At 63.5% G+C, this 10,856-nt stretch carries 10 protein-coding genes and 1 CRISPR repeat array; of the genes, 9 read left to right on the top strand and 1 reads right to left on the bottom strand.

Translation table 11 applies throughout. The features are described from left to right. The first annotated feature begins 37 nt into the window (after positions 1 to 37). The 9 genes from ACYQ02_RS06615 to ACYQ02_RS06575 all read left to right on the top strand — a co-directional run bounded on the left by ACYQ02_RS06615 (position 38) and on the right by ACYQ02_RS06575 (position 10,034). Positions 38 to 976 (top strand): CRISPR-associated protein, encoded by a 939-nt coding sequence (locus ACYQ02_RS06615; protein ID WP_460039653.1) that lies wholly within the window; start codon positions 38 to 40, stop codon positions 974 to 976. Between the two features lie 11 nt (positions 977 to 987). Beyond that, a complete protein-coding gene (gene cas5 / locus ACYQ02_RS06610) occupies positions 988 to 1,716 on the top strand; it encodes a CRISPR-associated protein Cas5 (protein WP_460039652.1) in 729 nt (242 codons plus the stop codon). A 133-nt stretch (positions 1,717 to 1,849) separates the two neighbouring features. Next, positions 1,850 to 4,441: a CRISPR-associated endonuclease Cas3'' gene (locus ACYQ02_RS06605; RefSeq protein WP_460039651.1), complete on the top strand. Its 2,592-nt coding sequence runs from the start codon at positions 1,850 to 1,852 to the stop codon at positions 4,439 to 4,441. Next, positions 4,435 to 4,974 carry a CRISPR-associated protein Cas4 gene (gene cas4 / locus ACYQ02_RS06600; protein ID WP_460039650.1) on the top strand — a complete coding sequence of 180 codons (540 nt, stop codon included), beginning with the start codon at positions 4,435 to 4,437 and terminating at the stop codon, positions 4,972 to 4,974. Before ACYQ02_RS06605 ends, cas4 begins: the two co-directional genes overlap by 7 nt. A 51-nt stretch (positions 4,975 to 5,025) precedes the next feature. Beyond that, positions 5,026 to 6,018, top strand: coding sequence for a type I-B CRISPR-associated endonuclease Cas1b (gene cas1b / locus ACYQ02_RS06595; RefSeq protein WP_460039649.1), 993 nt, complete (start codon positions 5,026 to 5,028; stop codon positions 6,016 to 6,018). 79 nt (positions 6,019 to 6,097) lie between these two features. Beyond that, positions 6,098 to 6,361, top strand: coding sequence for a CRISPR-associated endonuclease Cas2 (cas2, locus tag ACYQ02_RS06590; RefSeq protein WP_460039648.1), 264 nt, complete (start codon positions 6,098 to 6,100; stop codon positions 6,359 to 6,361). 421 nt (positions 6,362 to 6,782) lie between these two features. Next, on the top strand, positions 6,783 to 7,343 hold the full coding sequence (locus ACYQ02_RS06585; protein ID WP_460039647.1) for a Mu transposase domain-containing protein: 561 nt from the start codon (positions 6,783 to 6,785) through the stop codon (positions 7,341 to 7,343). After that, positions 7,229 to 7,897 carry an ATP-binding protein gene (locus ACYQ02_RS06580; protein ID WP_460039771.1) on the top strand — a complete coding sequence of 223 codons (669 nt, stop codon included), beginning with the start codon at positions 7,229 to 7,231 and terminating at the stop codon, positions 7,895 to 7,897. The genes ACYQ02_RS06585 and ACYQ02_RS06580 overlap by 115 nt, the downstream gene beginning before the upstream one ends. Positions 7,898 to 8,065: 168 nt before the next feature. Further along, positions 8,066 to 8,423: a CRISPR direct-repeat array (repeat unit 30 nt; unit sequence ATTTCGATCCCTCATAGGTACCCTACAAAC). A 132-nt stretch (positions 8,424 to 8,555) separates the two neighbouring features. Beyond that, positions 8,556 to 10,034 carry a transposase gene (locus ACYQ02_RS06575; RefSeq protein WP_460039646.1) on the top strand — a complete coding sequence of 493 codons (1,479 nt, stop codon included), beginning with the start codon at positions 8,556 to 8,558 and terminating at the stop codon, positions 10,032 to 10,034. 49 nt (positions 10,035 to 10,083) lie between these two features. Here the strand turns inward: ACYQ02_RS06575 and istB are convergent, their stop codons facing one another. After that, the gene (istB, locus tag ACYQ02_RS06570; RefSeq protein ID WP_460039770.1) at positions 10,084 to 10,854 is read right to left on the bottom strand and encodes an IS21-like element helper ATPase IstB; all 771 of its coding nucleotides are present in this window, start codon (positions 10,852 to 10,854) and stop codon (positions 10,084 to 10,086) included. Positions 10,855 to 10,856 lie beyond the last annotated feature (2 nt).

The raw sequence follows: 10,856 nt of genomic DNA, 5'->3' as shown, positions 1-10,856 counted from the left end.
ACCCGTCCGAGATCGCTTCAGATGAGGGGGAGAGCCGATGGCAGTCCGCAGCGGTGAGTTGTTGTTCGTCAAGTCGGTGAAGGATGGGATCCCGAACCGGGATCCGCTGAACGACAGCGACGCGCGCCGCCTCTTCGACGAAGAGGACGGCCGGATCAGCCTCTCCGACGTCAGCATCAAGCGGGACGTCCGGGACTACGTCCTGGCCCGGTACCCCGACGGCGGCGACGGTACCCGGCACGTCTACGTCCGCGAGGCACGGTCGGCCGACGGGAAGCTTTTGGGGCGGCGCGCCCTGGCCGAACAGGTGCTGGGCATCACCCCGGGTGAGGCTCGGGCCGAGTTGCCACGCAAGGCCTTCGATGTCCGGGCCTTCGGGGTGGTCTATTCCGTCCGGGACGTGTCGTTCCACCTGACCGGACCGGTCCAATTCGCCTGGGCCCACTCCTTGCATCCCGTGGAGAGCCGGTACGTTCAGGGGACCGTGGTGATGGCCTCCGAGGACGACCGCGGGAAGGAACAGGGGACCATCTGGACCACCTACATCGTGCCCTTCGCCGTCTTCGCCATGCACGGCATCATCAACGCCGCACTGGCCCGGGAGACGGGCCTGACGCCCGATGATGTCGATCTGGTGTTGGAGGGGCTGTGGAGGGGGACCCGCTTCCGCCAGGCCCGGGGGCGCGGCATCCAGGAGCCGTTGTTCTTGCTGCACGTCGAGTACGAGGATCCGTTCTTCCGGATCGGGGACCTGGACCGGCTGGTGCAGCTTGAACCGGGACGGGAGGCATGGCTGCAGCCGACCAAGCCCAGCTCCGTGGCGGAGGTCCGCCTGGACGTGCAGGCCTTGGGCCAGCGCCTGTTGGAGTTCCAGGACCGGATTGCGCGGGTCCGTTACTGGCTCAACCCGGCGTTCCGGCTTGAGGGGGATGCGGCCCTGCGCGAGTTGGGTGGCGAGCCCCAACCCTCCATGTAGGCGGGATGACCATGGCGCGATCCTTGCGGCTGTTGGTCTTCGACGTAGCCGGGTCCGTGGCCCATTACCGGCGCCCTGACACGGCGGTCACCCATGCCACCTATCCATTCCCGACGCGGACCGCTCTGCGCGGGATGCTGGGCGCCATCCTGGGTCTTCCCGAGTGGACGACCCGGGAGGCCTGGACCGGTGTGCGATGCCTCCATCCGGTACGCACCCGGGCGCAAGAGCTGTCCATGTTGGGTAAGGGTTGGCTTGGCGGCAGCGGGACCTTCAACCGCCCGACGGCCATCGAACTGGTGGTCGAACCGGCCTACCGGATTTACTATGCCGGGCCGGACACCGACGCGCTGGCCGAACGCATCCGCAACCGGCAGAGCGTCTACCCCACCTATCTGGGGTCGGCCTTCGCCTTGACCGTCCCTCGCTTCGTGGGGTTGGAAGAGGCGGAGGAACTGGACGAGCCCTCGACCTGGGCCGATGGGGAGGACGGTTCGGTGGAGAGCCCGGCGGTGGTGCCTGCCCACGCGGTCGAGGAGGTGGAGCCTGTTCCCGGCAGGGTGTATGCCCGGGTGGGCGGTGTTCTCCACACCCACCTGGGCGGGCGCCGGTTCCGCCGCTCGCTGAGCTTCCTCTATGAACCCAACGGCGGCTTCGTGCGGTTTCGGCCTGCCACGGGGCCCTTTGATCCACCCCTCCGCTGGGTGCGGTGCTCCGACGGGCTCGTCTGCCTCTGGTGACCGTGGGTCGGGCCCCTTTGGATGACGGAACCCACTTGGGTGACGGAAGATGCGGCAGCCCGGAGAACCCCGAGGCCTTGGACCAACCCGAGTCCTCGGACACGGAAGTCAGGGAACGGGCATGGCACAACGGGTGATTCCATTGGCACGGTGTGTGGCGCGGCCTCCCGAGGGCGGCCGCGCCCACCCGCTTATCGACCACCTGCTGGACGTGGCCTGCCGGGCGGGAGATCCCCGGGGGTCCGCCGAGGAGCAGCTGCTGTTTTTGGCCGGGTTGCTGCACGATGTGGGCAAGGCTCGCCGAACCTGGCAGGAGCGCTTGCTCGACCCGAAACGGAAGGGCCCTGTGGGCCCCCACGCCTTCGTCGGGGCAGCCCTGTTCGCGGCCCTGGCCTTGCGATGGAGCCAGGGGACGTCGGCTCGTTCCCGGGTGGAGATGGCGCGGGGAACCGGTACCATTGGGGGCCCTCCCTCGACCGGGGGTTTCATGGAGCGGGCCTTGGCCGTGGCCCGCGACATCGCTGATCATCACGGCACCTTGGGCGACCTGGAAACCGACACCCCCTGGCATGCCCTCTGGACACCGCAGATCGTGGCCGAGATGGACATGGAGGGGATCTTGCGGCTGGTCCGGGAGACTGGTCTCCCGGTGGCCAACGGCGTCTGGCCCCGGGACGGCTGGGAGTGGGAAAAGTGGGTGCGGGATGCACGGGGCGCTTGGGGTCGGGCTGTGGTCCGGCTGCAGCGGCGGAGCCAAGGGACGGCCATTGACCCGCGGGGTCTACTGCGGGATCACACGGCACGTCTGATCCAGGCCGACCGCTTTGCGGTGGCGGGCGTCGTCCCTGAGAACCTCGACGCCAAGCAAGCAGAGGAGGCCATCACCCGACTCGAGCTGTCTCTGGGGATGTCTCACGGTTCCTCAGGTAGCCCATCCTCGCTGGGCCGGGGGCCCGATGCCGAAGGACAGCGGGGCGGCATCGCGGGCGAGCGCCGCCGGTTGCAACAGGAGGTGCTGGCCCGGTTCCGGCGGCACCCCCAAGCGCCCCTCTATTTGCTGGTGTTGCCCACCGGGAGCGGGAAAACGTTGACCGCCTTCCGGGTGGCCCTGGAGGCATGTGCCAGCGGAGCCCGCCAGCGGGTCGTCTATGTCGGGCCCTACCTCACCGTTGTCGAACAGGCGGCCGGCCAGTTCCAGCGCCATACGGGGCTCGCCGTCATGCAGCACCACCACCTGGCCATTCCGGAAAGCCAGGTTCCCAACGGCGGCAACGACGGCGACCCCCTGCCCTCGGACGACGAGCGGGCCTTTCTCCTCATGGAGAGCTGGCAGGCCCCCGTCGTGGCCGTCACCTTCCACCAGTTCTTCCGCGCCCTGTTCCCCCGGCGGGCCCAGCACACCCTCCGCATCCCGGCCCTGCGGGATGCGTTTGTGATCCTGGACGAGCCCCAGATCATGGACCCCGGCAGCTGGGCCCTCTTGACCGAAATGATGGCCGCGGCGTGCAGGGCCTGGAACATGCAGGTCCTGATCATGACGGCGACCATGCCGCCCTGGCGAGTCCGTTCGGTCGAACCCGTGGACCTGTCGGTACCGGTTCGATTGCCCAGCCGGTACCGCCTGCGGGTCGTCGACCATGGGACCGAAACCGGCCCGGGCGGACAGGGGTGGGGACCCGAGGCCCTTGCCGAGCGGTTGGTCGAAGATGCCCTGTCCGGGTTCCGGACGGCTGCCATTCTCAACACCATCGCCGATGCCCAAGCCACCTACGACGCGGTTCAGCGGTTGCTGGAAGAACGCGGCCGCCGTTTGCCCGTCTTGCTGGTCCACGGCCTCATGACGCCGGCCCACAAGGCGACGCAGGTAGAGGCCGTCCGCAGGGCAACGGAGGACCGGCCGGCGGCGGGCGATCAACGGAAAGCCGAGGCAGCGCGGCGGACGCGGCGGGTCTACCCCATCGTCGTCTCCACCCAGGTGCTCGAAGCGGGGGTTGACCTCGACTTCGACCGGCTGTACCGGGCCCGGCCGGTTCTTCCGTCGGTGGTGCAGGCGGCGGGGCGGGCGAACCGCCACGGGGTCCGAGAACCTGCCCAGGTGGTCGTCTTCGACTTCCGGCGGGCCGATGGCAAGGACAGCCGGCCATGGGTCTACCGGGATGCCATTGCCCGGGACGAGACCGACCAGATCCTACGGCCGGGCGAGCAGTGGGACGAACGGGCCCTGGACGAGGCGGTGGAGGCGTACTACCGGCGCTGGTGGGAACGGAAACCCGGCAGCGACGTGGTGGGACCGCTGGCCCAAGCGGCTGCCGGGGCATGGTCCGCCATCGGTGGGCTGATGCCCTATGACGAAGGCCCTCCCCGGATTCCCGTGTTCGTCAGCCGGGACGACTGCCTTGCTGACGAAGACCGACCGCTCCTCAGTGAGTGGGGAGTGTCGAGCCTGGAGGGCTTATACGAGCTCTATGCGCGGCCGGGCTGGTTGGCGGGCCGCCGCCAAGGGGAGGAGCGCCGCCGGTTCCTGGGGCTCTTTGAGCGGTACGTGGTCCAGCTGCCCCTTTTCCTTGCCCGGCAGGTGGCCGAGGTGGTGCCGGGGCGACGGGTCTTACGCTTGGTGGACCGAGATGCCTACGACCCGCGAACGGGCTTTGGGGGGTTGCGCCTCACCGTGGCAGGCGACGGCGACGAGGAAGCCTTCGGCGGGAGGGGTGTGGACATATGGTGAAGGGATCCGAAGAACCGGAATCGCCCGTACCCCTCGGCGGGACCTTGATCTGGTATTACACCATTTGCCGGCGCCAGGCCTGGCTGATGGCCCACGCAGTCCTGCCGGACGAGGATGATCCCAACCTGGTTTATGGTCGCTTTCTTCACCAGTGGCACCGGACATCGCATCCTTCAACGAAGACCCAACGGGAAGTGCTCATCGCTGGAAACCGCCTCGACGTCGTTGTCCATGAAGGTGGACGGGTGGTCGTCGTTGAGGTCAAAAAATCCGACCGGTTTCGGGAGAGCGCGAGGCTCCAATTGGCCCATTACCTCCTCACCTTGGAAGAACTCGGCATCCAAGCGGAAGGGGAACTTCACTTTCCCGAACAGCGGAGAAGGGAACGAGTCGTCCTGGACGACGGCCTACGGCGGCGGGTGCGAGAGGTTCGCCACGGCCTGCAAGAACTTTTGACCCAGTCGTCACCGCCTCAAGCAAAGAGAATCTCCTGGTGCCGGCGCTGTGCCTACGCAGAATACTGCTGGGCGTAACGCCAGTTTGAAGGGGCGACGACTAGAATCCAGCGAGGGAGTGCACCGGGGTTGGAACGCACATTATATATCTTTTCGAAGGGGCGTCTTGTACGAAAAGGAAACACCCTAGGCTTTGAAACGGCGGCCGGAACGCGGTATGTCCCAGTCGAAGCCGTCCGCGACATCCTGGTCTTTGGTGAGGTTGAATTCAACAAGCGACTGGTTGAGTTTCTTTCTCAGCACGAGATCCTCCTGCATTATTTTAGCCATTTTGGTTACTACATGGGCACGTTCTACCCGAGGGAGCATTATAATTCGGGATATGTTATTCTTCGCCAGGCGTCGACGTATTTAAACGAGGCAACGCGAATGGCCTTGGCACGGGAATTCGTTCGAGGAAGCCTTAAGAACATGGGAAAGGTCGTCGCATACTATAATCGCCGCGGCGTTGACCTAGCTGAACCGCTGAACGAGCTCCATGCCATGGAGCCGATGATCGATGCGGCACCATCGATCCCGGAGTTGATGGGGGTCGAAGGAAAGGTTAGGCTGCGGTATTACGCTACCTGGGATCATATCATTGCGGACGATGATTTCAAGTTTGATACGCGCTCCAAGAGACCTCCGCAAAATCGAATTAATGCGCTCCTGAGCTTTCTTAATTCACTGCTGTATACGACTGTGCTTTCCGAGATTTATAAAACGCATCTAGACCCAAGAATCGGGTTCCTTCACGAAACGAACTTTCGTAGATTTTCGCTGAACCTTGACATCGCTGAGATCTTCAAGCCCATCATTGTTGACCGGTTGCTGTTTACCTTGCTCGGACGCAGAATGATCAAGCCCACCGATTTCAGACAGGATGGGGCCGGTGTCTTCCTGCGAGAGCAGGCATTGAAATGCATTGTTGAGGAGTATGAAAAGAGATTAAGGACCACCATTAAGGCAAGAAAGTTGCGGCGGCACGTTTCCTACCGACGACTTATTCGGTTGGAGCTTTACAAGGTTCAGAAATACATTACAGGCGATGAACCATACGAACCTTATGTCAGTGAATGGTGACGGACAATGCTAAATCATGCGTCCGAAATAATTGGAAGTTCTAAGTGACATAATTCGGTACGGGGGAACTTCATAGCAGATGTTTGTTATTCTCGTTTATGATGTGCATGTGAAACGGGTGGCTAAGGTCCTTAAAACATGCCGAGAATACCTAACTTGGGTTCAGAACTCAGTGTTTGAAGGGGAAATCAGTGAAGGAAAGTTCAAAATCTTATGGAAGAAGCTAGAGGGAATAATCGATAAAGAACACGACAGCATTTTGGCATACGTATTTGAATCGATGCGTTACAGCAGGCAACAACGTCTTGGTATACGTAAGGGTGGAGAACAGGACATTTTGTGACGTTTCATGTTGTGAGATTGTAAGGTTCCGGCGGTTTGTCGCCCAAATTCGTGACCGGCTGGTGGGGCGGTACCTACCTTTGATGACCTCCTGGGGGGAGACCAGACGGCCGACAGCGATGGGGTGAGCGGTGGTGCGGCTCGGAACCACCGGACCGTCGCCCACCAGTTGGTTTCTCGCCTGCGGGCCTGCGGCGTGATCTTCGCCTTGGTATCACCGACAGAGCGAAGGCCACTGCCGCGCCTTTGCCTGGCTCGGCGGTGTTCCCCACGAGTGCATCTTCGACAATGCCAAGACGGCGGTCACCAAGATCCTCGCCGGCCCGGCCCGGGAGGAGCACACTCTCTTTGCCAGTCTCCGGGCCCACGACCTGTTCGACAGTGCCTTCTGCCGCCCCGGCGAGGCCCACGAGAAGGGAGCGGTGGAGAATGGTGTAGGGTATGGACGGCGAAACGCCCTCGTCCCCGTGCCCGACGTTTCCGACTGGGAGGCGCTGAACGCCCACCTGCTGGCCTGGTGTGAGCGGGAGCGCCAGCGGCGCGGGGAGGCATGGGAACAAGAGCGAGCCGCGCTCCGGCCCCTGCCGGACCGGCCCTTCCGTGCCGCCCGGCCCCACGTCGTCACGGTTAACAAGCTGAGCCTTGTCACCTTCGACCGGAACCGCTACTCGGTGCCGTGCGAGTGGGTGGGCCGCACGCTGACCCTGTGGGCCTATACGGACCGGATCGAGGTCACCGACGGCGAGCGCCTTGTGGTGGCCCATTCGCGGGTCTATGGCCGCGGCGAGACCCCCTCGAACTGGCCCATTACCTTCCGGCCCTGGCCCGCAAGCCGCGGGCCGCCACCCACCTGGCCGTCGTGCCCAAGTTGCCGCCGATCTATGCCCAGGTTCAGCGCCTCCTGTGCAGCCGGCGTCCCGACGGGTATGGCGAGTTCGCCCAGATCCTCCTTCTTCACCGGGAATTTCCGGCCAGGGCGGTGACCGAAGCGCTGGAAGAAGCCGCTGCCCAGGGGCTCCTTGAGGCCCAAGCCGTTCGCCAGCTGATCCTCAACCGTTTGGCCCGTCCGGCCCCCAAGCCCGTGTCCGTTCCGGACCGGTGGGCCACCGTTCGGGTCCGGGTTTCCGATCTTTACATTTACCTGGGCCCGACGGGGACGGGGAAGACCCACACGGCCATCGCCCTCGGCGTGGTCGCCATCCATGCCGGCTGGCGGGTCCGGTTCACCACGGCCGTGGCCCTGGGACAAGAGCTGCTGCAGGCCCACAACGAGGCCCGCCTGCCTAAGGTCCTCAAGGGGTGGGATCGCTTCGACCTGGTCGTTCTCGACGAACTGGGATACCTCGGCTTGGGACCTGCAGGCCCGCTGCGCTTCCAGTTCTGCGCACACCGCTACAAGCGCGGCAGCCTGCTCATCACGACCAACCTAGAGTTCTCGCGCTGGGTCGAGGTCTTTGGCGACGCCGCCTTGACCTCGGTCTTGCTCGACCGGCTCACCCACCGGTCCCACGTGCTGCTCTTCAACGGCGAGTCCTAACGGTTCCGCGAAAGCCAGCAACGCCTGCGAAAGGAGGGAGTCTCCGCCTGAAGAACCCCTGAATCCGACGCCGGGGTGGTCAACAATTAGGTTAGCACAGCGGTAAACTTTTCGATTAGCACGCACAACAAACCTGGGCACGTGGGTATGAGCGGGGAGTAGACGATGATTTCGATCCCTCATAGGTACCCTACAAACGCGGGTGCCGAACTCCGGCGGGTGCGTCGTACCCGTATTTCGATCCCTCATAGGTACCCTACAAACCCAGGCTATCCTTGCGCTAGAAAAGCGGGACCGTGCATTTCGATCCCTCATAGGTACCCTACAAACTCTACATCCTTCCCTGTCCTCATGCTGCGGAAGGGATTTCGATCCCTCATAGGTACCCTACAAACACGACGCCCGCCTCGTCCATGTCGAGCATGGCCTCGATTTCGATCCCTCATAGGTACCCTACAAACCTCGGCGGCATCGAGCACGGCCTCGAGGTCGGCACATTTCGATCCCTCATAGGTACCCTACAAACCTTCAGCGGAAGCGGAAGCAGTGTCAAGGCCGGTTGAATGGGACTGTTGAAAAAGGGGGATGTTCGCGAAAGGGTCCGTGGCAGAAGTGTCCAAAGGAACGGGTGAGAACGTGAAGCGAGGAGGCCGATCTTTTGCTGATCGAGCCCGACTACGCGAAGCGGCACCGAATGTTCGAGTTCGTCCCGAAGTCGTTGGATGAGCTGGTTCCGCGAGATCACCTCCTGCGTCGCGTCGAGGCCTGCATCGATTTCCGTTCCCTCGCTGCCCCGTTGGCGAAGGGCTACCATCCCGATCACGGCCGTCCCGCGGTCCCTCCAGAGGTGCTCGTGCGAGCGCTCACCATTGGATACCTCTACGGCATTGCTTCCTTTCGGAAACTGTGCGCCGCCATCCACGAGAACATCAGCTTCCGTTGGTTCGTCTTCTTGGGTCTGGAGGACGAGGTCTTCGATCACTCCACCATCAGCGTGTTCTTGCGGAGGGTGGGGGGAAGCGGATTTCGCGGCCTGCTCCGGCGACTCAACGAGCAACTCCGGCGCAACGGGCTGTTGAGCGACGAGACCTTCGTGGACTCGACCCTGGTACCGGCGGCAGTCTCCTCCCAGGCCAGCGGGCTCTCTCCCACCACTCTTTCCCCCGAAGCCTTTGCAAGGGTGGCCATTGAGGAGAACGGCGTCTTCTCGACCTGTGAGGCACTGTCCGAGAAGCGGCGGGGAACCGCGCGGTTGGCACGCCGTCGGTTGGTACGTCGGTGGTTTCAGGACGCACGGGGCCGGCTGCCGCTCCATCCGCGGGATCGGGACGCGCGGTGGCGAAAGGTGTCCAAGGGTCGGCCGGCCGTGCTCGGCTACAAGCAGCACGTCCTGGTGGACCGGCATGGTTTCATCCTTGCCCAGCGGATCACCCACGCCACGACACCGGACCCCGAGGCGGTTCCCGAACTGTTGGACGATTCACCCGTTCGCGTCCGGTTTTTGGCAGCCGACACCGGTTACAGCCAGGGCCGTTTACGGCGGCACCTGGCCCGCCGGGGCATTGAGGCCCACATTCCCCTCCACACGCGACATCGGGAACACCGACAGAAGCGAGTCGGATTTGACCTTACGCCGGAAGGCAACTTGCGCTGTCCAGCCGGGAAAGTGCTGCGAAGAACCACCTATTACGCCAAGGACGAGACGTGGCTGTATGCGGCTCGGGTGTTGGACTGCCAAGGGTGTCCGCTGCGATCTTCGTGTCTGCCGCCTCGATCCAAACGGCGCTTCGTTCAACTTTCCGTCTACGAACGAGAATTCCAGGAAGCTGAGAGGCGGTTGCGAACGGCACGGTATCGTCGGTTGGCGCGAAGGCGCCGCACCGTCGTCGAGGGAGTCTTTGCCCGGCTGGACCGATTAGGGTTCCACCGAGCGAGGCGCTTTGGACTGGACGACGTACAGTGCGAAGGTTACTTGGCAGCCTTCGCACACAACCTGCTGAAGGTCCTGCGATACTGGCGGGGCCCCATGACCGGAGCCCAGACCCACCGAGTGGAAAGAACGACAGTGCACGGGCGGGTTCCCGGTAGGATCTCAACGCGCCGAGCAGCCACTTTTTCAACAGTCCCTGAATTTTGACCCACTGCGGCCGGTTGAAAAGTGACCCACCGGACCTTGGCAACCTGGTTCACTCATCCTGCTGCGGTTCGACGGCGCTACGGAGGACACCCGAACGGCGCTTTTCCCGGAGTCGGTAGCTCTCGCCCCGGATGTTAATCACGTGACTGTGATGCAGCAACCGGTCGAGGATGGCCGTGGCGATGACCGGGTCACCGAACACCTCCCCCCAGTCGGCGAAGGTCTGGTTCGATGTGAGGACGATGCTGCCGCGCTCATACCGGGCCGCCACGAGCTGGAAGAACACCGTGGCGCCCACCTTGTCCAGGGGAAGATAGCCCAGTTCGTCGATGATCAGGAGCTTGGGCGCCAGGTAGATCCGCATCCGTCGTTCGAGCCGGCGCTCCTCGTAGGCGTTGCGTAGATCCTCGATGAGGCGGTGCATCGGTGTGAAGTAGACGCCATACCCCCGGTCGATGGCGGCGAGACCGAGCGATACGGCCAAATGGGTTTTGCCGACGCCCGGCGGTCCCAGAAAGATCACGTTCTCGGCGTTGCTCAAAAAGCGGAGCGTGGCCAGCTCCCGAATCTGGCGGGGGTCGATGGAGGGTTGGGCCTCGAAGTCGAAGTCCTCCAGCGTTTTGCGGAACGGGAGCCGCGCCAGCTTAGTCCGTGTATCCAGGTAACGCCGGCGCCGGACCACGAGTTCGGTTTCCAGTAGATCCACAAGGAAGTCGGCATAGGTTACGTCTTGCTTCGCGGCCCGTTCCAGGCGCGCGTCAAGGACCTCCGCCGCATCCTTCAGTCCGAGGGCCAGCAGGTGCTGGCGGGCCTTATCGATCG

This window comes from Thermaerobacter litoralis (assembly GCF_054654595.1).
This window is presented reverse-complemented; position numbering and strand designations above follow the sequence as displayed.

What these genes read in the sequence shown, in the direction of transcription:
- ACYQ02_RS06615 (WP_460039653.1), top strand. Translation starts at nt 38, where the DNA reads ATGGCAGTCCGCAGCGGTGAGTTGTTGTTCGTCAAGTCGGTGAAGGAT.
- cas5 (WP_460039652.1), top strand. Translation starts at nt 988, where the DNA reads ATGGCGCGATCCTTGCGGCTGTTGGTCTTCGACGTAGCCGGGTCCGTG.
- cas4 (WP_460039650.1), top strand. Translation starts at nt 4,435, where the DNA reads ATGGTGAAGGGATCCGAAGAACCGGAATCGCCCGTACCCCTCGGCGGG.
- cas2 (WP_460039648.1), top strand. Translation starts at nt 6,098, where the DNA reads ATGTTTGTTATTCTCGTTTATGATGTGCATGTGAAACGGGTGGCTAAG.